This is a genomic window from Streptomyces sp. NPDC043746 (assembly GCF_056436485.1).
In genome coordinates, this window is record NZ_JBWKCM010000012.1 from 81,242 (window position 1) to 100,795 (window position 19,554).

The window sequence follows — 19,554 nt, forward strand, 5'->3', positions numbered from 1 at the left end:
CGATTCCGGTACCCGCGCACTTCGCGGGAGGAATCAACGTGCGGCACTCCGGAAAAAGATGTGGATCTTGCTCCAAAACTGTGGACAACTTCGACGCTGTGAATATCCCGGTCACCCGAACCAGCGACTTCCGGAGCGCAGTCTTGTTGCTACACACTGTGACGAGGCGGAGTCGTCGTCGACGCCTCGCACGAGCGGGCCCGTGGGCCGGGAAGGAGGGGAAGTGCTGGGCCCGGGAGCCAGAAACGCATCCGGACATGCGACGACCCCCGCCGGGGGGGAGAGCGGGGGTCGTCCCCACGGCCGACTCGGGGGGGGAGGAGCCGGACCGGGGTTAGCACGGTCGCGAACGATCCGTGACTTCCATGGTGTACCCGACGGCCTTCTCAGGCAAACCCACGCGCCGGATTTTACGCCGAATGGCGGGCCCCTATGCTCAGCGTTGTGGAAAACTGCTTCTCGCCGCGCACAGCAGCCTTCTTTGACCTGGACAAGACGGTCATTGCGAAGTCTTCGACGCTGACCTTCAGCAAGTCCTTCTACCAAGGCGGACTGATCAACCGCCGTGCCGTACTGCGCACCGCGTACACACAGTTCGTGTTCCTGGCAGGGGGCGCCGATCACGAGCAGATGGAGAAGATGCGTGCCTACCTCTCCGCCCTCTGCAAGGGATGGAACGTCCAGCAGGTCAAGGAGATCGTCGCCGAGACCCTGCACGACCTGATCGACCCGATCATCTACGACGAGGCGGCCACCCTCATCGAGGAACACCACACAGCCGGCCGTGACGTGGTCATCGTCTCGACCTCCGGAGCGGAGGTCGTCGAACCGATCGGCGAACTGCTGGGCGCCGACCGCGTCGTCGCCACGCGCATGGTCGTCGGTGACGACGGCTGCTTCACGGGAGAGATCGAGTACTACGCCTACGGTCCGACCAAGGCCGAGGCCGTGCGGGCGCTCGCGGTGTCGGAGGGGTACGACCTTTCGCGCTGCTACGCCTACAGCGACTCGGCGACCGACGTACCGATGCTGGAAGCGGTCGGTCACCCGCACGCGGTCAACCCCGATCGCGCGCTGCGCCGCGAAGCAACCCTCCGCGAGTGGCCGGTTCTCGTCTTCAACCGCCCGGTCCGGCTGAAGCAGCGACTGCCCGCCTTCTCGATGCCGCCGCGCCCGGCTCTCGTCGCGGCCGCCGCGGTCGGGGCCGCAGCCGTCACGGCGGGGCTCGTCTGGTACGCCAGCCGCCGACGCACCGCAGGCGGCGTGGCACTGCCCGGCTGAACCGACCCACGACAGGACGCCCCGCCACCGGGCGGCACCGTCGGGCAGCGCCGCCCGATTCGCCCTTGATTGAACCCAAAAGTAAAGAAGTCCGCCCAGGGCTTTCCCTTCCCCCCGTCCTGGAGTACAAAGGAGTCAACGGCCCGCGAGACCAAGGACATCCGCGAGGATGACCTGTTACGCAGTGACGGCCCCACGGACCGAGCACGAAAGCCGAGCACCCACGCGACGTCGACCCGTCGATTACGGGCCAGCCGCACCAGGTGACGGGCAAAGCACCCGACCTGATGGGCAATTCACGAGGACGCTTGGTAACTGGGCGGACGTGCCAGCGGCGGTACCGCATTCCGGTACCGCCGCAACCCTTTTCCCTGCCCCTTCGCCCCGCCGGGCGCCCGCCAGGGATTGCGGGACAGCCCTTACGCGGCGCCGCGCTGGAGGGCTTCACAGACCGCCGTCGACTCGCGCACTCCCAGCTCGACGGAGCGCCCGCAGTGCGCGATCCACGCGGCCACGCCCTCCGGGGTCCCGGCCGTGTACCCCTCGAACGCCGCGACGTACGCCGCACGCCCCTGTTCCGCGTGGCCCACCTCGGCCGGGCAGATGGACTTCGGGTCCAGTCCGCTGCCGATCAGCACGATGCGCTCGGCCGTCCGCGCCACCAGGCCGTTGTGCGAACCGAAGGGCCGCAGCGCCAGCAGCTCGCCGTGCACCACCGCGGCCGTCACCAGGGCGGGGGCGGTGGTGCCCGCGATGATGAGCCGGGAGAGCCCTTCGAGCCGCCCGGCCACCTCGTCGGCGCCGGGGAGCGGCTCTTCGATCAGCGGCTCGTCCACGGTCTCACCGGCCAGCCTCGGACGGCCGACGGCGTCGTCGGGCGCGGCGCCACCGGCCGCCACCAGGTGCAGCCGCGCCAGGACCCGCAGCGGCGACTGCCGCCAGATGGAGAGCAGCTGCCCGGCCTCGGCGGTGAGCCTCAGCGCGGCGCCGACCGTACGCGCCTCGCCCTCGCCGCTGAAGTCGGTGCGCCGGCGCACCTCCTCCAGGTTCCAGTCGGCACCGGCGAGCGCGGCCGACCCCCGGGAGCCCCGCAGCGCGGCTTCGGCGGTGACCTCGTTGCTGCGGCGGCGCATGACGCGGTGACCGTAGACCCGGTCGACGGCCTTGCGTACGGAGTCCACGGCGTCAGGCACTCCGGGCAGAGAACCGAGCGTGGCGAGCGGATCCGAGGGAGGCGTACTCATAAGTAGCGAGGCTACGCGCCCCCTGCACCCGGACCGCGCCCACGTGGCCATCTTCACGAACATCGACAGCGCACTGCGGTCGACCCACTACCCTAGGTGAACATGAAGATCGCTTTCGTCGGGAAGGGCGGCAGCGGAAAGACCACGCTGTCCTCGCTCTTCATCCGCCACCTCGCCGCCAACGAAGCCCACGTCATCGCCGTCGACGCCGATATCAACCAGCACCTGGGGGCCGCCCTCGGTCTCGACGAGGCGGAGGCCGCCGCGCTGCCCGCCATGGGGGAGCACCTCCCCCTCATCAAGGACCATCTGCGCGGCACCAACCCCCGTATCGCCTCCGCCGAGACGATGATCAAGACCACGCCGCCCGGCGAGGGCTCCCGGCTGCTGCGGGTCCGCGAGGACAACCCGGTCTTCGACGCCTGCGCGCGTACGGTCCGGCTCGACGACGGGGAGGTCCGGCTGATGGCCACCGGCCCGTTCACGGAGTCCGACCTCGGGGTCGCCTGTTACCACTCCAAGGTCGGGGCGGTCGAGCTCTGCCTCAACCACCTCGTCGACGGTCCGGACGAGTACGTCGTGGTGGACATGACGGCGGGGTCGGACTCGTTCGCCTCGGGGATGTTCACGCGCTTCGACATGACGTTCCTGGTCGCGGAGCCGACCCGGAAGGGGGTGTCGGTGTACCGCCAGTACAAGGAGTACGCCCGGGACTTCGGCGTCGCGCTGAGGGTCGTCGGGAACAAGGTGCAGAGCCAGGACGACCTGGACTTCCTGCGCGCGGAGGTCGGTGACGACCTGCTGATCGGGGTGGGGCACTCCGACTGGGTGCGGTCCATGGAGAAGGGGCGGCCGTCGCGGTTCGAACTGCTGGAGGCGGAGAACCGGATGGCCCTCCAGGCCCTCCAGAACGCCGCCGAGGACTCGTACGGGCTGCGCGACTGGGAGCGGTACACGCGGCAGATGGTGCACTTCCACCTGAAGAACGCGGAGAGCTGGGGCAACGAGAAGACGGGCGCCGACCTGGCCGCCCAGGTCGACCCCTCCTTCGTCCTCGGTCAGACGCGCACGGAGGCATCCGTGCCCGCGCCCGCCTGACCCTCCGGACCCGGGCCGGCCCGCCGAACACCCTCCCGCCACCGCGGTGCGAAGAGGGCGCGGGCCGGTGCGGTGCAGGTCCGGTGCGTCGCGGCTAGCCTGCGTTCCGGGGGGCCGGGGCGTCGGCCTCCGGTCCGGCGGCCTTGTCCTTCTCTCCCTGCTGAGCAGCGGCGGCCTGGGCGCCCAGGTAGGTCTTCCACCCCTGCTTGGGCGCCTCACCGACGCCGAGCGTGGTGAGCTTGGCCAGCACCTGCGGGTCCTGCGCGTCCAGCCAGTCCGCGAGCTGCCGGAAGGTCACGCACCGCACGTCCGCCTTGGTGCACACCTTCGCGATGGTCTCCTCGATGGCGCGCATGTAGGTGCCGCCGTTCCAGGACTCGAAGTGGTTGCCGATGATCAGCGGCGCCCGGTTGCCGTTGTACGAGCGGTCGAAGGCCTGGAGGAGGCCGTCGCGCATCTGGTTGCCCCAGTACGTGTGCTGGGAGGGGTCGCCCTGGGTCTTCGTACCGGACTGGTTGACCATGAAGTTGTAGTCCATGGAGAGGGTCTCGAAGGCGCGGCCGGGCATCGGGACGAGCTGGAGCGGGATGTCCCAGACGCCGTCCTTCTTCTTGGGCCAGACCTGGTTGCCGACCCCGCTGGAGTCGTAGCGGAAGCCCATGGTCCGAGCCGCGGCGACCATGTTCTTCTGGCCTTCGAGGCAGGGGGTGCGGGCGCCGACCAGCTCCTGGTCGTAGTCGAAGGGAAGCGGCGCCTCGCCCTTCAGCTCGGGGACGTTGGTCTTCCAGTTCTTGACGAAAGCTTTCGCCTGGCTGATCTCGCTCTTCCACTCCTCGACGGACCAGGTGCCCACCCCGCCGTCCTTGCCGCAGAAGTGTCCGTTGAAGTGGGTGCCGATCTCGTTGCCGTCCTTCCAGGCGGCGCGCAGTTCGGCGAGAGTGTTGCGGATGCCCTCGGTGTCGTTGAAGCCGATGTCGGACCGGCCCACCGCGTGCTGCGGCGGGGCGTAGAGGGATCGTTTCTCTTCTGGCAGCAGATACACACCGCTGAGGAAGTACGTCATCTTCGCGTTGTACTTCTTGCCGACGCCGCGGAAGTGCGAGAAGAGCTTCTGGCTGTCCTCTCCGGCGCCGTCCCAGGAGAACACCACGAACTGAGGGGGTTTTTGACCGGGCGCCAGGCGCTGGACGGCCGGCACGTTCGGCTGGACGCCGGTGAAGGCGGTGGAGCCGTCGCCGATGAGCCTGACGGCCCCCTTGGGGGCGGCCTGCGGAGCGTTCTCCTTCGCGCCGTGGGCACCCTTCTCGGCTCCCGCACCGGCGCCACCGGACGCGGAACTCCCGGATCCGGCACCGGAACAGCCCGCGAGTACGGCGACCAGCGCCGAGGCCATGACGCCCAAGGCGATCCTCTTCGTGGCGGCCATCATCCGCCCACCCTCTTCCTTGCAGGTTATCTGCGTTGAGTGCCGACACAGCGCGGTCAAACTCGCACGCGACCGACCGGGGAGAAGAGCGACAGGCCGAATGAAAAGCTGCCTATTCACTTGAATGAGTGATCTGATGAACTAAATGCCCACATGCGAACGGCCAATCATCACTCTCTGTTACCATTCACTTACTGGAAGTTGAGGAGCTGCCGCCGCGTACCGTGCCCCAGGAGAGGGGAAACATGTCCGCCTACGCCCCCACTCGTCATGACCGCGCGTCCCGCCGCACTGCCCCCACCCGCCGACCTGCCCGCCCACGGGTCGCGGGCGCGGATGCATCCGCCTCGACCGCCGCCTTTCTCATCGCCGTCCCGCCGGCGCTCGTCTGCACCAATCGCCTGGGGGCGCCCATCGCCTGCGGAGCGGCCTGAGTTCGTTCCAGCGGAACACCGCGCTCCCGGTCCGCGACGAGCTGGGCCGACTCGCCCCTGAAGGGAAGAGCCCCTCGCGGCTCTTCCCGGAGCCCGCCCCACCGCCTGATCCACCTGCCACCCCGCCACGCCTGCACCACGGCCTGACCCACCGTCTGAACCGGACGGACCCCGGGTCCGTGAGACCTGATGACCCCACTCCGCAAACAGGCGCCCCCGCGCCGGACACCTCCACGCCGCCCATCCGACAACAGCAGGAATCCGACAGGGCGACTTTGCGCCACACGTCGTGGACACACGTCGTAAAGCCGCCCTGACCAGCGGAGCGGGATCATGCTTCCATACACGAAGACACAGGTCTAAACCAATTCCCGGCAGACACTTGTCACCCGGCCCCGCGCCTGATGAGCTATGCCCCGGGACACAACGGACACCCTGGGACTGGGAGAAGTCGTGAGCAACGAGAGCCTGGCCAACCTGCTTCGGGAAGAGCGGAAGTTCGCTCCGCCTGCCGAGCTGGCCGCCAACGCCAACGTCACCGCAGCGGCGTACGAGCAGGCCGAGGCGGACCGGCTGGGCTTCTGGGCCGAGCAGGCCCGCCGCCTTACGTGGGCCACCGAGCCGACCGAGACCCTCGACTGGAGCAACCCTCCCTTCGCGAAGTGGTTCGCGGACGGCAAGCTGAACGTCGCGTACAACTGCGTGGACCGGCATGTCGAGGCGGGCAACGGCGACCGGGTCGCCATCCACTTCGAGGGCGAGCCCGGCGACAGCCGCGCCATCACCTACGCGGAGCTGAAGGACGAGGTCTCCCGCGCCGCCAACGCCCTGACCGAGCTGGGCGTCGGCAAGGGCGACCGGGTCGCCGTCTACCTCCCGATGATCCCCGAGGCCGCCGTCGCCATGCTGGCCTGCGCCCGGATCGGCGCCACGCACTCGGTGGTCTTCGGCGGCTTCTCCGCCGACGCCATCGCCACCCGCATCCAGGACGCGGACGCCAAGGTCGTCATCACCGCCGACGGAGGCTACCGCCGGGGCAAGCCCTCCGCGCTCAAGCCCGCGGTCGACGACGCCCTCTCCCGTATCGACAACGTCGAGCACGTCCTCGTCGTCCGCCGCACCGGTCAGGACACCGCCTGGACCGAGGGCCGCGACGTCTGGTGGCACGAGATCACCGGCCGGCAGTCGGCCGAGCACACTCCCGAGGCGTTCGAGGCGGAGCAGCCGCTCTTCATCCTCTACACCTCGGGCACCACGGGTAAACCCAAGGGCATCCTGCACACCTCCGGCGGCTACCTCACCCAGGCGGCGTACACGCACCACGCGGTCTTCGACCTCAAGCCCGAGACCGACGTCTACTGGTGCACCGCCGACGTCGGTTGGGTGACCGGCCACTCGTACATCGTCTACGGGCCGCTGGCCAACGGCGCGACCCAGGTCATGTACGAGGGCACGCCCGACACCCCGCACCAGGGGCGCTTCTGGGAGATCGTGCAGAAGTACGGCGTGACGATCCTCTACACCGCGCCGACCGCGATCCGTACGTTCATGAAGTGGGGAGACGACATCCCCGCCAAGTTCGACCTGAGCAGCCTGCGGGTCCTCGGTTCGGTCGGTGAGCCGATCAACCCCGAGGCGTGGATGTGGTACCGCAAGCACATCGGCGCCGACAAGTGCCCCATCGTGGACACCTGGTGGCAGACGGAGACCGGCGCGATGATGATCTCGCCGCTGCCGGGCGTCACCGCGACCAAGCCGGGCAGCGCCCAGCGCGCTCTGCCGGGCATCGCCGCCACGGTCGTGGACGACGAGGCGAACGAGGTGGAGAACGGCGGCGGTGGCTACCTCGTCCTCACCGAGCCGTGGCCGTCCATGCTCCGCACCATCTGGGGCGACGACCAGCGGTTCCTCGACACCTACTGGTCGCGCTTCGAGGGCAGGTACTTCGCGGGCGACGGCGCCAAGAAGGACGAGGACGGCGACGTCTGGCTGCTCGGCCGGGTCGACGACGTCATGCTCGTGTCGGGCCACAACATCTCGACCACCGAGGTCGAGTCGGCACTCGTCTCCCACCCGTCGGTGGCCGAGGCGGCCGTCGTCGGTGCGGCCGACGAGACGACGGGCCAGGCCATCGTCGCGTTCGTGATCCTGCGCGGCACGGCGACCGCCTCCGACGACCTGGTCGCGGAGCTCCGCAACCACGTCGGAGCGACGCTCGGCCCGATCGCGAAGCCCAAGCGGGTGCTGCCGGTGGCCGAGCTGCCTAAGACCCGGTCCGGCAAGATCATGCGCCGCCTGCTGCGCGATGTCGCCGAGAACCGTGAGCTGGGCGATGTCACCACGCTCACGGACTCCTCGGTGATGGACCTGATCACCACCCAGCTGCCGTCGGCCTCCTCCGAGGACTAGCGGCTCCCGTACAGCGCCGATGGGCACCCGGTCACGCGCCGGGTGCCCATCGGCGTTCGGGGAGGAGATCATGGGGTAGTGGACCGTCACCGGTAGTGATGAAGGCACCCCAGGTAGAGTGGGCGCTTCCAGTCATAACTTCATACAGATATCCACAGGGGCGCCGGGAAGTCTGGTCGGCACGTGTCATCAGCCATGCCGTTTTCGCCATACCGATTCGGAGGACTCCTTCGTGGCCCCGCCCACCCCCACCCCCACCCCTCCCCCCTCGTCCCGCACCCTCTTCGGGAGGCTTCCGCTTCCGGAGCGGAGCTATGTGGCCGAGGCCCTGCGCACCGAGACCGTCGGCGGCATCCTCCTCCTCATCGCCGCCGTGGCCGCGCTCACCTGGGCCAACACCTTCGGCGGCTCGTACGAAGCGGTCAGCAAGTTCCACTTCGGCCCCGACTTCCTCGGTCTGGACCTCTCCGTCGCGCACTGGGCAGCGGACGGGATGCTCGCCATCTTCTTCTTCGTGGCGGGCGTCGAGCTGAAGCGGGAACTGGTCGCCGGCGAGCTGCGGGACCCGAAGAAAGCCGCTCTGCCCGTGGTGGCGGCCATCTGCGGTATGGCGGTGCCCGCCCTGGTCTACACGCTCACCGTGGTCGTCGGCGGGGGCTCCCTCGCCGGCTGGGCCGTACCCACCGCCACCGACATCGCCTTCGCCCTCGCCGTCCTCGCGGTGATCGGCGCCTCCCTCCCGTCCGCACTGCGCGCCTTCCTCCTCACCCTGGCCGTCGTCGACGACCTCTTCGCGATCCTGATCATCGCGGTCTTCTTCACCTCGGGCCTGAACTTCCTGGCCCTGGGCGGGGCCGTCGTCGGCCTGGTCGTCTTCTACCTGCTGCTCCGCTTCGAGGTACGGGGCTGGTACGTGTACGTACCCCTGGCCCTGACGATCTGGGCCCTGATGTACAACAGCGGGGTGCACGCCACCATCGCCGGTGTCGCGATGGGCCTGATGCTGCGCTGCACCCGTCGGGAGGGCGAGGCGCACTCCCAGGGGGAACACATCGAGCACCTGGTCCGCCCGGTCTCGGCCGGGGTCGCCGTCCCGCTGTTCGCGCTGTTCGCAGCCGGGGTGTCCATGAACGGCGAGGCCCTGGCAGGCGTGTTCACCCGGCCCGAGACCCTCGGCGTCGTGCTCGGTCTGGTCCTGGGCAAGACCTTCGGCATCTTCGGCGGTACGTATCTCGCGGCCCGCTTCACCAAGGCCGAGCTGAACAAGGACCTGGCCTGGGCGGACGTACTCGCCCTCGCCTCGCTGGCGGGCATCGGCTTCACCGTCTCCCTGCTGATCGGTGAGCTCGCGTTCCAGGACGACGCGGAGATGACCAACGAGATCAAGGCCGCCGTGCTCATCGGTTCGCTGGCCGCGGCCCTCCTCGCCTGCGTCCTGCTCCGGATGCGGGTCCGCCGGCACCGCGCGCTCTTCGAGGCCGAGGAGCTGGACGAGGACGGATCCGGCGTCCCGGACATCTATGAGCAGGACGATCCGGGGTACCACCTGCGGATGGCCGCTATCCACGAGGAGAAGGCGGCCGAGCACCGCCGTCGCGCCGAACAGGCCGGGGCAGCGGGCAACGGACCGGAGAGTCCGGCATGATCTGACATCGGATGTGTCGAAGACGGAGAGGGAGTCAGGGATGAGCGACCCCGGCAACTACGCGGGCAGCACGGACCGCAGCATCGGGCAGCTGGTCGCCGCGGCGACGGCCGAGATGTCCGCGCTGGTGCACGACGAGATCGCCCTGGCGAAGGCTGAAGTGCGCCAGGACGTCAAGCGCGGGGCGATCGGCAGCGCGGCGTTCATCGCGGCGGGGGTGCTGCTCCTGTTCACGATGCCGATGCTGAGCTTCGCGGCCGCGTACGGGATCCACAACCTGGGCCTGGGCCTGGCCTGGTCGTTCCTGATCGTCGCCGGCGCCTTCATCCTGCTGGCCGCCCTGATCGGCTTCGTCGGGCTGCGGAAGTTCAAGAAGATCAAGCCGCCGGAGAAGTCCATCGCCTCCGCCAAGCAGACCGCCGCCGTCCTGCAGAACGCCAAGCCGCACCCGCGCCCGGCGATCGAGGCCGACGCGATCCTCAGGCGCTCCGGCTCCAGTCTCGCGGCGGTGTCGGGCGTCGAGAGCCTGCCGGGCAAGGACAAGGCCGCCTCTGTGGCACGCTCGTCCACATGACGGTTCCCGATTCCAGCGCATTCGACCCGGCGGGCTCGTCGATGAGCCCGCCGGGTTCGGTCGGCCCTCCGGGCTCATCGACGAGCCCGGTCGGCGCCGGAGGCCCCGTACGGCTCGACGGCCCCTGGACCCACCGCGATGTGGCGGCCAACGGGGCACGGTTCCACATCGCGGAGATGGGCGAGGGGCCGCTGGTCCTCCTGCTGCACGGGTTCCCGCAGTTCTGGTGGACCTGGCGCCACCAGCTGCCCGCCCTCGCCGATGCGGGCTTCCGAGCCGTCGCGATGGACCTGCGCGGGGTGGGCGGCAGCGACCGGACGCCCCGCGGTTACGACCCCGCCAACCTGGCGCTCGACGTCACCGGGGTGATCCGCTCCCTCGGTGAGCCGGACGCGGCCCTGGTCGGCCACGATCTGGGCGGCTACCTCGCCTGGACCGCCGCGGTGATGCGGCCCAAGCTGGTGCGCAGGCTCGCCGTCTCCTCCATGCCCCACCCGCGCCGCTGGCGCTCCTCGATGCTGTCCGACTTCGCCCAGTCCCGGGCGGGCTCGTACATCTGGGGCTTCCAGCGCCCCTGGCTGCCGGAGCGTCAGCTCGTCGCGGACGACGCCGCCCTGGTGGGCCGGCTGGTCCGGGAGTGGGCCGGGCCCCGGAATCCGGAGTTCCCCGACGAGGGGGCCCTGGCCGTCTACCGGCGGGCCATGAGTATCCCCTCGACCGCCCACTGCTCGATCGAGCCGTACCGCTGGATGGTCCGCTCGATGGCTCGTCCTGACGGGGTCCAGTTCAACCGTCGGATGAAGCGGCCCGTACGCGTACCCACGCTGCACCTGCACGGGTCACTCGATCCGGCGGTCCGGACCCGGAGTTCGGCGGGGTCGGGGCAGTACGTCGAGGCGCCCTACCGATGGCGACTTTTCGACGGTGTCGGTCACTTCCCCCACGAGGAGGATCCGATCGGCTTCTCCACCGAACTCATCAACTGGCTCAAGGATCCTGAGCCCGACCGGTAGCCGCGCACCAGCCCGGGGCACAGCTGTCCGACGAACAGCCACTTGCCTGCCGCATAAGCCAATTGGCTGACTCGCGCACGATTACCGACCTTGGGTCACGGGCAGACGTCGGGGTATGGGCTGGACGCACGACTTCACTGACGAAGCACGCAACCGCCGCTCCACCGCGACTGCCGGTGCGAGCACTCATGAGGGGGGCGGTCCTCTGGGCCGGGTGCACGATGTGCAGGACCTTCATCCTCACCGGCCCGGGAGTCACCAGCCCGGGAAACACCGGCTCGGGATCTCGCGCATCCTTCGCCGTCGGGCCCGCTGGGTCTCGGCGCGGCTGCGCCACCCCCGTAGCTGACCTCTCCAATCTCTCCTGACAACCCCACCCCCGCCGATCGGCATGCGTCGACCGGCGGGGGCCTTCATCGGCTACGGCGCACCCGTACGTGCCTCGCACGTGAAGCGGCCTCGGACATGAGCCGCTGAGCACGTGAAGCGGCCTCGCACGTGAGCCGCCGCGCACGCGGACCGGCCTCGGACATGAGCCGCGTCTGGGACGTGACCGGCCTCAGAGCGCGCAGCCCTGGCTGTCGACCTGCTGGTTGGCCGTGCGGCCGATCTCGATGTCCTCCCGGATCTCGTCGGCCGTGAGCGCGTAGCCGGTGTCCGGGTCGTCGAGCGACTTGGCGAACACCACCCCGTACACCTTTCCGTCCGGGGTGAGCAGCGGGCCGCCCGAGTTGCCCTGGCGGACGGTCGCGTAGAGGGAGTAGACGTCGCGCACGACGGTGCCGCGCTGATAGATGTCGGGGCCGTTGGCGTCGATACGGGCGCGGACGCGGGCGGAGCGCACGTCGTAGGCGCCGTTCTCCGGGAAGCCCGCCACGATCGCGCTGTCGCCGGTCCTCGCGTCGTCGCCGGTGAACTCCAGGGGGGTGGCCCTGAGGTCGGGGACGTCGAGGACCGCGATGTCGCGCTGCCAGTCGTAGAGGACGACCTTGGCGTCGTACAGCCGGCCCTCGCCGCCGATCTGGACGGTCGGCTCGTCGACCCCGCCGACGACATGGGCGTTGGTCATCACGCGGCGCTCGGCGAAGACGAAGCCGGTGCCTTCCAGGACCTTGCCGCAGCTCGGGGCCGTACCCACCACCTTGACGATCGACTTCTTCGCGCGGGCGGCGACCGGGCTGCCCACGAGGGCGGGATCCGGGGGCCGGACGTCGGTGATCGGCTCGTTGGCGAAGGGGCTGAAGACCTGCGGGAAGCCGTTCTGCGCGAGGACGGAGGAGAAGTCCCGGAACCACGGGGGCGCCTGCTGGGGCATCACCCGGGAGATCCCGAGGAGGACCGAGGAGTTGCGGACCTCCTTGCCGAGGGTCGGCAGTGAGGTGCGGGCCAGCGGCAGGGCGATCAGCCAGGCGACCAGCAGCATGGCCACCACGTTGACCAGGGCACCACCGGTGGCGTCCAGCGCGCGGGCGGGCGACCAGGTGATGTACCTGCGGAGCCTGTTGCCCAGGTGGGTGGTGAAGGCCTGGCCGATCGAGGCGCAGACGATCACGACGACGACCGCGCCGATGGCGGTCGCTGTGGAGACCTCCGCCCCCTCGGTCACCCGGTCCCAGATGATCGGGAGCAGATAGACCGCGACGAGACCGCCGCCGATGAAGCCGATCACCGACAGGATGCCGACGACGAAGCCCTGTCGGTAGCCGATGACCGCGAACCATACGGCGGCGAGCAGCAGCAGGATGTCCAGCACGTTCACCGTCAATAGCCTCGCAGTTTCGTCACCTGGCCCGTCGGGGTGACGGGGTCCGGGCCGGGCCCGGTACAGCGCAGCAGGACAGCAAGCGTGTCATGAGCGCCAGTCGAGCGGCACCTGTCTCGCCCGGTCCCAGGGGCGTTCCCAGCCCGCGTGGTGCAGGATCCGGTCGATCACTCCGGCGGTGAATCCCCAGACCAGAGCCGATTCGACCAGGAAGGCCGGGCCGGTGTGTCCGCTCGGGTGGACGGCCACGGCCCGGTTGGCCGGGTCCGTGAGATCCGCCACGGGAACGGTGAAGACCCGGGCCGTCTCCGCCGGATCCACTACCCCGACCGGGCTGGGCGCACGCCACCAGCCGAGGACGGGGGTCACGACGAAGCTGCTGACGGGAATGTAGAGCCGGGGCAGCACGCCGAAGAGCTGGACGCCCCGGGGGTCGAGGCCGGTCTCCTCCTCGGCCTCGCGGAGCGCGGCGCGCAGCGGCCCGGTGGTGGCCTGGTCGCCGTCCTCGGGATCGAGTGCGCCGCCGGGGAAGGAGGGCTGTCCGGCGTGGGAGCGCAGGGTGCCGGCGCGCTCCATGAGCAGCAGCTCGGGGCCGCGTGCGCCCTCGCCGAAGAGGACCAGGACGGCGGACTGCCGACCCGCACCGCTCTCGGGCGGCAGGAAGCGGCTGAGCTGGTCCGGGCGGACGGTGCGGGCGGCCTCGGCCACGGGGTCGAGCCAGGCGGGCAGGCCGTCGGTGGTCACGCCGACCGCCGCACGGTCCGCCGCGGCCGCCGCACGGTCGGCTGCCGCGCGGTCTGTCGGCGTACGGCCCGCTCCCGGGTGCTCCGCCGCCGTACGGGTGTCGTCCGCGCGGGTGACGGACGGGCGGGCGTCAGGGGTGCGATCCCCCTGCGGCCGGTCCTCGGACATGCCGCTCCCGGGCGTGCCGTTCCCGGCCGTACGGTTCTCGGGCGTCCGGGTGTCCGCGTGTGCGTCGGTCCGTGTGTGCGTGTGCGTCATAGGCACCCCCCTCGTTCCCCTGGTTCCACAACGCCTGTCGTCGGCCATTTCGTTCCGAGCCATTCCGTGCTTCGTCGGGTGGGCGCTCGATCCGGCGCTCCCTCAGGCGGCTCCCAGCGCGGGAGCGGCCTTGCCCGGGAAGTCCGGGGGCGGGCTGAGCCGCTGGCCCGGATAGCCGCCCATCTCGTACTTCAGCAGCTTCCTGGCCTTCTCCGGGTCGGTCTCCCCCTCACCGTACGAAGGACAGAGCGGGGCGATGGGGCAGGCACCGCAGGCCGGTTTACGGGAGTGGCAGATGCGACGGCCGTGGAAGATCACCCGATGCGAGAGCATCGTCCACTCGCTCTTCGGGAAGATGTCGGCGACGACCGCCTCGACCTTCACCGGGTCCTCCTCGTCCGTCCACTTCCAGCGCCGGACCAGGCGGCCGAAGTGCGTGTCCACCGTGATGCCGGGCACGCCGAAAGCGTTGCCCAGGACGACGTTGGCGGTCTTGCGGCCTACACCGGGCAGCTTGACCAGGTCCTCCAGCCGGCCGGGGACCTCGCCGCCGAAGTCGTCCCGCAGGGCGGCGGAGAGGCCTAGGAGGGACTTGGTCTTGGCCCGGAAGAAGCCGGTCGGCCGGATCAGCTCCTCCATCTCCTCCGGGACGGCCGCCGCCATGTCCTCGGGCGTCGGATAGGCGGCGAAGAGCGCGGGGGTGGTCTGGTTGACCCTCAGGTCGGTGGTCTGGGCGGAGAGGACCGTGGCGACGAGCAGCTCGAAGGGGTTGCGGAAGTCCAGCTCGGGGTGGGCGTACGGATAGACCTCGGCCAGCTCCCGGTTGATCCGGCGGGCACGGCGGACCAGCGCGAGGTGCGACTCGCCCCGGGGGACCTTGACCGCTCTACCCGCTTTGGGCCCTTTGGCGGTCCGGGCGCCTTTGACAGGCGCCTCGGCTGCGGCTTCGGCAGCCGCCTTGACTGCGGCTTTGGCAGGCGCCTGGACTGCGGCTTCGACGGGCGCTTGAGCGGGTGCTCCGGTAGGCGCTTCAGCAGGCACCTCGGCACCCTTGGCGGTCGTCCCGGGCTTCGACGCTGTCACTGCGGGCCTCCTGGCCGTCTTCCGGACCGGCTTCCCCGGCCCTCCGGGAGAGCCATTTGCGGCACTCTCCGGGCGAACCGGGGAGTGTTCGCCCACGGCGGAATCGCGCTTCTCCGACACTCCATCAGCCCCTTCGACCCGCGTTCTCCCCGGCATTCTGGACACCCGGCCAGCCTAGAGCCCGCCGCTGACAACCGCCCCGGTCACCGCGTATCCGGCCCCGATCGGCCCCCTGCCGTAGGGAACGGCACGCCCGTGCGTCAAACTGGTTTGTGATTGATCGCACTGTTTTACCGTCCGGCATGATGGGGACCACGGTTCCCTGAACAGGCCGACAAGGAGAGAACTCGTGGACGACGTTCTGCGGCGCGCCCCGCTTTTCGCGGCGCTCGATGACGAGCAGGCCGCGGAGCTCCGCGCCTCGATGAGTGAGGTGACCCTCGCGCGCGGCGACGCGCTTTTCCACGAGGGCGACCAGGGTGACCGCCTGTACGTGGTCACCGAGGGCAAGGTGAAGCTCCACCGCACCTCGCCCGACGGGCGCGAGAACATGCTGGCCGTGCTCGGCCCCGGCGAGCTGATCGGTGAGCTGTCGCTCTTCGACCCCGGCCCGCGCACGGCGACCGCCTCCGCGCTGACCGAGGTCAAGCTCCTCGGCCTCGGCCACGGCGACCTGCAGCCCTGGCTCAACGCCCGGCCCGAGGTGGCCACCGCGCTGCTGCGCGCGGTCGCCCGGCGCCTGCGCAAGACCAACGACCAGATGTCCGACCTGGTCTTCTCCGATGTGCCGGGCCGCGTCGCCCGCGCCCTCCTGGACCTGTCGCGCCGCTTCGGCGTGCAGTCGGAGGAAGGCATCCACGTGGTCCACGACCTCACCCAGGAGGAGCTGGCCCAGCTGGTCGGCGCCTCCCGCGAGACGGTCAACAAGGCCCTCGCGGACTTCGCGGGCCGTGGCTGGCTGCGGCTGGAGGCCCGCGCGGTCATCCTGCTGGACGTGGAGCGGCTGGCGAAGCGTTCGCGCTGACGCGTGAGAAGGGCCCGCGCCGACCGGAGGACGTCCGGTGGGCGCGGGCCCCTCACGTTCGGACAGGCCTCTCCAGGGGGCGGCCTCAGATGAGACCGTGCCCCGCGAGGTACTCCAGCTGTGCCCGTACCGACAGCTCGGCGGCCGGCCACAGGGAGCGGTCAACATCGGCGTAGACCCGGGCCACCACCTCCGACGGCGTGCGGTGCCCCGCCTCCACCGCCGTCTCCACCTGGGCCAGCCGGTGCGCGCGGTGCGCCAGATAGAACTCCACGGCCCCCTGGGCGTCCTCCAGGACCGGCCCGTGGCCCGGCAGCACCGTGTGCACGCCGTCGTCGACCGTCAGCGACCGCAGCCGCCTGAGCGAGTCCAGGTAGTCCCCGAGCCGCCCGTCCGGGTGCGCTACCACCGTCGTACCGCGGCCCAGGATCGTGTCGCCCGTCAGCACCGCCCGGTCGGCGGGCAGATGGAACGAGAGCGAGTCGGCGGTGTGGCCCGGCGTCGGCACGACCCGCAGTTCCAGGCCGCCGGTGGTGATCACATCGCCCGCCCCGAGCCCCTCGTCCCCCAGCCGCAGCGCCGGATCCAGCGCCCGCACCTTCGTCCGCGTCAGTTCCGCGAACCGCCCCGCCCCCTCCGCGTGATCGGGATGGCCGTGGGTGAGCAGGGTGAGGGCGACGCGGCGCCCGGACCGCTCCACCGCGTCGATGACGGCCCTCAGGTGTACGTCGTCGAGCGGCCCGGGGTCGATGACGACCGCGAGATCCGAGTCGGGCTCCGCGACGATCCAGGTGTTCGTGCCGTCGAGCGTCATCGCGGACGGGTTCGGCGCGAGGACGTTGACCGTACGGGCGGTGGCGGGCCCGGAAGACACCACTCCGCGCGGCTGTCCCGGGAGGGCGGCCGCGTCGCTCATGCCGCGCCCCCGCCCTCTCCCGACGCGGGCCCACCGCTCGCCGCGGGCCTCCCGCCCTCCGTGGACCTCTGGCCCGCCGTGGGCACGTGCTTGGTGAACTCGTCGTGCCCCGGCCAGCTCAGCACCAGCTCATCCCCCTCCAGACGGGCCTGCGCGAGTACGGGAGCCAGGTCCTGGGCGTCCGCCGCCCCGAGCGCCTCGGCGGCCGTCCTGAACGACGTCAGGGCCCGCAGCGTCGACACGGTGGGCGGCATCATCAGCAGCTCGCCCAGGTCGTAGCGGCGGGCCGCCTCCCCCGGCGCGATCCACACCGCACGGTCCGCCTCCGTGGAGACGGCGCGGGTGCGCTGCCCCTCGGGAAGCGCGGCGACGAAGAACCAGGTGTCGTACCGGCGCGGTTCGAACTCGGGCGTGATCCACCGGGCCCAGGCGCCCAGCAGGTCCGAGCGGAGCAGCAGCCCGCGCCGGTCCAGGAACTCCGCGAAGGACAGGTCCCGGGCCACCAGCGCCTCGCGGTCGGCCTCCCAGTCGGCCCCGGTCGTATCGCTGACCACGGTCCCGGCGGTCTCCCCGGCGAGCAGGACCCCCGCCTCCTCGAACGTCTCGCGCACCGCCGCACAGACGATGGCCTGCGCCTCGGCCGCCGTCGCCACGCCCAGCCGGGCGGCCCAGTGCTCCAGGGAGGGGCCGGCCCACCCGATCAGCCGGTCGTCGTCGCGCGGATCGACGCCGCCACCCGGATAGGCGTACGCGCCCCCGGCGAACGCCATGGAGGTCCGCCGGCGCAACATGTGCACGACGGGGCCGGGCGCCGGGGCCCGGTGCCCCGGGTCGCGGAGCAGCATCACGGTGGCGGCCCGCCGGGGCGCCACGGCCGTCAGCTCGCCGGCGGCGAGGGCCCGGATCCGGCCGGGCCATTCCGGGGGGTACCACTGACCTTGGGACATGGCCGGAGGCTATCGGGAACCGCGCCGATGTTCGAGAGGCACCGTGATCGTCACAGCGTCCCGATCCGTGCCCCGACAGGGCCCCGGCTGCCCACCCCCGTACGCGACTCGATCCCGCCCGGTCGCGGGACCGGACGGGATCGGACGGGATCGGACGGGGTCGGACGGGATGCCGGGAACTTCGTACGGCTCAGGCCTCGACGAGTTCGACCTGGACCTCGACCTCGACCGGCGCGTCCAGCGGCAGTACGGCGACGCCCACGGCGCTGCGCGCGTGCACGCCCTTGTCACCGAGGACCGCGCCCAGCAGCTCGCTCGCACCGTTGACCACGGCGGGCTGCCCGGTGAAGTCGGAGGCCGAGGCGACGAAGCCCACGACCTTCACGACGCGCTTGATCCGGTCCAGGTCACCGGCGACCGACTTCACGGCGGCCAGGGCGTTGAGTGCGCAGGTCTTCGCCAGCTCCTTGGCCTCGTCCGGCGTCACCTCGGCGCCGACCTTGCCGGTGACGGCGAGCTTGCCGTCCACCATCGGGAGCTGGCCCGAGGTGTAGACGTACACCCCGGACTGCACGGCCGGCTGGTACGAGGCCAGCGGCGGCACGACGGCGGGCAGGGTCAGGCCCAGCTCGGCGAGCTGTGCCTCGACGGCGCCCGCCACTACGCCTTCTCCCGCTTCAGGTAGGCCACGAGCTGCTCGGGGTTGTTCGGCCCGGGCACGACCTGGACCAGCTCCCAGCCGTCCTCGCCCCAGGTGTCCAGAATCTGCTTGGTCGCGTGCACGAGAAGGGGCACGGTCGCGTATTCCCACTTGGTCATGGGCCTGACTGTAACGCCTGGCACCGACGGTCCCGTGCGTAGCCCGGGGCCGGACTGGTTAGGCTCGAATACGTGAGCAGGTTCCAGGTCGTCAGCGGCAAAGGCGGTACCGGTAAGACCACGGTCGCCGCCGCCCTCGCGCTCGCCCTCGCGACCGAGGGCAGGCGCACCCTCCTCGTCGAGGTCGAGGGCAGACAGGGCATCGCGCAGCTCTTCGGTACCGACGCGCTGCCCTACGAGGAGCGCAGGATCGCCGTCGCGCCGGGCGGCGGCGAGGTGCACGCGCTGGCGATCGACGCCGAGCAGGCGCTCCTCGACTACCTCCAGATGTTCTACAAGCTCGGCGGCGCGGGCCGGGCCCTCAAGAAGCTCGGCGCGATCGACTTCGCCACCACCATCGCGCCCGGGGTCCGGGACGTGCTGCTGACCGGCAAGGCCTGCGAAGCCGTACGCCGCAAGGACAAGCAGGGCCGGTTCGTCTACGACCACGTGATCATGGACGCGCCGCCGACCGGCCGTGTCACCCGTTTCCTGAACGTCAACGACGAGGTCGCGGGGCTGGCCAGGATCGGCCCGATACACAACCAGGCACAGGCCGTGATGCGGGTCCTGAAGTCCCCCCGGACCGCGGTGCACCTGGTGACCCTGCTGGAGGAGATGCCGGTCCAGGAGACCGCGGACGGCATCGCCGAACTGCGCGCCGCCGACCTGCCCGTGGGCCACGTCATCGTGAACATGGTCCGCCCGCACGTCGTCGACGAGGAGACCCTGCGCACCGGGGGGGGGGGGGGGGGGGGGGGGGGGGGAGAGGGGGGGGAGGGGGGGGGGGGGGGGGGGGGGGGTGGTCCCTGTCGCCAACGCAGCCTCCCCTAACCAA

Annotated in this window: 17 protein-coding genes and 1 pseudogene; 9 read left to right on the forward strand and 9 right to left on the reverse strand. The window is 70.7% G+C overall.

The window, feature by feature from the left end; genetic code table 11:
- Window positions 1-432 precede the first annotated feature (432 nt).
- Window positions 433-1,281, forward strand: a complete 849-nt coding sequence (locus tag AC0682_RS15550; RefSeq protein ID WP_254812268.1) for an HAD family hydrolase — start codon at window positions 433-435, stop codon at window positions 1,279-1,281.
- A gap of 419 nt (window positions 1,282-1,700) precedes the next feature.
- Here AC0682_RS15550 and AC0682_RS15555 read toward each other — a convergent pair whose 3' ends face one another.
- Window positions 1,701-2,525: a Fic family protein gene (locus tag AC0682_RS15555; RefSeq protein ID WP_478533297.1), complete on the reverse strand. Its 825-nt coding sequence runs from the start codon at window positions 2,523-2,525 to the stop codon at window positions 1,701-1,703.
- 102 nt (window positions 2,526-2,627) lie between these two features.
- Here AC0682_RS15555 and AC0682_RS15560 point away from each other — a divergent pair, with 102 nt between their 5' ends.
- Window positions 2,628-3,623 carry an ATP-binding protein gene (locus tag AC0682_RS15560; protein WP_478533298.1) on the forward strand — a complete coding sequence of 332 codons (996 nt, stop codon included), beginning with the start codon at window positions 2,628-2,630 and terminating at the stop codon, window positions 3,621-3,623.
- A 94-nt stretch (window positions 3,624-3,717) separates the two neighbouring features.
- Here the strand turns inward: AC0682_RS15560 and AC0682_RS15565 are convergent, their stop codons facing one another.
- Window positions 3,718-5,052, reverse strand: a complete 1,335-nt coding sequence (locus AC0682_RS15565; protein WP_478533299.1) for a polysaccharide deacetylase family protein — start codon at window positions 5,050-5,052, stop codon at window positions 3,718-3,720.
- An 842-nt stretch (window positions 5,053-5,894) separates the two neighbouring features.
- Between AC0682_RS15565 and acs the strand changes: the two genes are divergently transcribed.
- From acs to AC0682_RS15590, 5 genes are all read left to right on the forward strand, one after another.
- Window positions 5,895-7,892, forward strand: a complete 1,998-nt coding sequence (gene acs / locus AC0682_RS15570; RefSeq protein ID WP_478533300.1) for an acetate--CoA ligase — start codon at window positions 5,895-5,897, stop codon at window positions 7,890-7,892.
- A gap of 232 nt (window positions 7,893-8,124) precedes the next feature.
- Window positions 8,125-9,537: a Na+/H+ antiporter NhaA gene (nhaA, locus tag AC0682_RS15575; protein WP_478533301.1), complete on the forward strand. Its 1,413-nt coding sequence runs from the start codon at window positions 8,125-8,127 to the stop codon at window positions 9,535-9,537.
- 40 nt (window positions 9,538-9,577) lie between these two features.
- Window positions 9,578-10,111 carry a phage holin family protein gene (locus AC0682_RS15580; protein ID WP_478533303.1) on the forward strand — a complete coding sequence of 178 codons (534 nt, stop codon included), beginning with the start codon at window positions 9,578-9,580 and terminating at the stop codon, window positions 10,109-10,111.
- Entirely contained in the window at window positions 10,108-11,124 is a 1,017-nt protein-coding gene (locus AC0682_RS15585) for an alpha/beta fold hydrolase (RefSeq protein ID WP_478533304.1), read from the forward strand. The genes AC0682_RS15580 and AC0682_RS15585 overlap by 4 nt, the downstream gene beginning before the upstream one ends.
- A 115-nt stretch (window positions 11,125-11,239) precedes the next feature.
- A complete protein-coding gene (locus AC0682_RS15590; protein WP_478533305.1) occupies window positions 11,240-11,473 on the forward strand; it encodes a hypothetical protein in 234 nt (77 codons plus the stop codon).
- Between the two features lie 210 nt (window positions 11,474-11,683).
- On the opposite strand, the gene AC0682_RS15595 is transcribed toward AC0682_RS15590, so the two are convergent.
- From AC0682_RS15595 to nth, 3 genes are all read right to left on the reverse strand, one after another.
- Window positions 11,684-12,883 carry a MarP family serine protease gene (locus AC0682_RS15595; RefSeq protein ID WP_478533306.1) on the reverse strand — a complete coding sequence of 400 codons (1,200 nt, stop codon included), beginning with the start codon at window positions 12,881-12,883 and terminating at the stop codon, window positions 11,684-11,686.
- Window positions 12,884-12,973: 90 nt separating this feature from the next.
- On the reverse strand, window positions 12,974-13,888 hold the full coding sequence (locus AC0682_RS15600) for an NUDIX hydrolase (RefSeq protein ID WP_478533307.1): 915 nt from the start codon (window positions 13,886-13,888) through the stop codon (window positions 12,974-12,976).
- Between the two features lie 102 nt (window positions 13,889-13,990).
- On the reverse strand, window positions 13,991-14,971 hold the full coding sequence (gene nth / locus AC0682_RS15605) for an endonuclease III (protein WP_478533308.1): 981 nt from the start codon (window positions 14,969-14,971) through the stop codon (window positions 13,991-13,993).
- Between the two features lie 349 nt (window positions 14,972-15,320).
- Between nth and AC0682_RS15610 the strand changes: the two genes are divergently transcribed.
- Window positions 15,321-15,995 (forward strand): Crp/Fnr family transcriptional regulator, encoded by a 675-nt coding sequence (locus AC0682_RS15610; protein ID WP_003967450.1) that lies wholly within the window; start codon window positions 15,321-15,323, stop codon window positions 15,993-15,995.
- An 85-nt stretch (window positions 15,996-16,080) separates the two neighbouring features.
- Here AC0682_RS15610 and AC0682_RS15615 read toward each other — a convergent pair whose 3' ends face one another.
- The 4 genes from AC0682_RS15615 to AC0682_RS15630 form a co-directional block, all read right to left on the reverse strand.
- Complete coding sequence (locus tag AC0682_RS15615) at window positions 16,081-16,911, reverse strand: MBL fold metallo-hydrolase (protein WP_478533309.1); 831 nt, start codon at window positions 16,909-16,911, stop codon at window positions 16,081-16,083.
- Window positions 16,908-17,858, reverse strand: a complete 951-nt coding sequence (locus AC0682_RS15620) for an NUDIX hydrolase (RefSeq protein WP_478533310.1) — start codon at window positions 17,856-17,858, stop codon at window positions 16,908-16,910. Before AC0682_RS15620 ends, AC0682_RS15615 begins: the two co-directional genes overlap by 4 nt.
- Before the next feature lie 190 nt (window positions 17,859-18,048).
- A complete protein-coding gene (locus AC0682_RS15625; protein ID WP_478533312.1) occupies window positions 18,049-18,519 on the reverse strand; it encodes a RidA family protein in 471 nt (156 codons plus the stop codon).
- On the reverse strand, window positions 18,519-18,677 hold the full coding sequence (locus AC0682_RS15630; protein WP_003967454.1) for a Sp36 family protein: 159 nt from the start codon (window positions 18,675-18,677) through the stop codon (window positions 18,519-18,521). The genes AC0682_RS15625 and AC0682_RS15630 overlap by 1 nt, the downstream gene beginning before the upstream one ends.
- Before the next feature lie 72 nt (window positions 18,678-18,749).
- Here AC0682_RS15630 and bagA point away from each other — a divergent pair.
- A pseudogene (gene bagA, locus AC0682_RS15635) lies at window positions 18,750-19,466 on the forward strand (ATPase BagA); the annotation flags it as partial.
- Between the last annotated feature and the right edge of the window lie 88 nt (window positions 19,467-19,554).

Bases quoted from the DNA above. Each gene is read 5' to 3' on its own strand.
- AC0682_RS15590 (WP_478533305.1), top strand. From the start codon at position 11,240: ATGGGCTGGACGCACGACTTCACTGACGAAGCACGCAACCGCCGCTCC.
- AC0682_RS15560 (WP_478533298.1), top strand. From the start codon at position 2,628: ATGAAGATCGCTTTCGTCGGGAAGGGCGGCAGCGGAAAGACCACGCTG.
- AC0682_RS15565 (WP_478533299.1), bottom strand. From the start codon at position 5,052: ATGATGGCCGCCACGAAGAGGATCGCCTTGGGCGTCATGGCCTCGGCG.
- AC0682_RS15580 (WP_478533303.1), top strand. From the start codon at position 9,578: ATGAGCGACCCCGGCAACTACGCGGGCAGCACGGACCGCAGCATCGGG.
- AC0682_RS15615 (WP_478533309.1), bottom strand. From the start codon at position 16,911: ATGAGCGACGCGGCCGCCCTCCCGGGACAGCCGCGCGGAGTGGTGTCT.
- AC0682_RS15600 (WP_478533307.1), bottom strand. From the start codon at position 13,888: ATGACGCACACGCACACACGGACCGACGCACACGCGGACACCCGGACG.
- AC0682_RS15620 (WP_478533310.1), bottom strand. From the start codon at position 17,858: ATGTCCCAAGGTCAGTGGTACCCCCCGGAATGGCCCGGCCGGATCCGG.
- AC0682_RS15550 (WP_254812268.1), top strand. From the start codon at position 433: ATGCTCAGCGTTGTGGAAAACTGCTTCTCGCCGCGCACAGCAGCCTTC.
- AC0682_RS15555 (WP_478533297.1), bottom strand. From the start codon at position 2,525: ATGAGTACGCCTCCCTCGGATCCGCTCGCCACGCTCGGTTCTCTGCCC.
- AC0682_RS15585 (WP_478533304.1), top strand. From the start codon at position 10,108: ATGACGGTTCCCGATTCCAGCGCATTCGACCCGGCGGGCTCGTCGATG.
- acs (WP_478533300.1), top strand. From the start codon at position 5,895: ATGCCCCGGGACACAACGGACACCCTGGGACTGGGAGAAGTCGTGAGC.
- AC0682_RS15630 (WP_003967454.1), bottom strand. From the start codon at position 18,677: ATGACCAAGTGGGAATACGCGACCGTGCCCCTTCTCGTGCACGCGACC.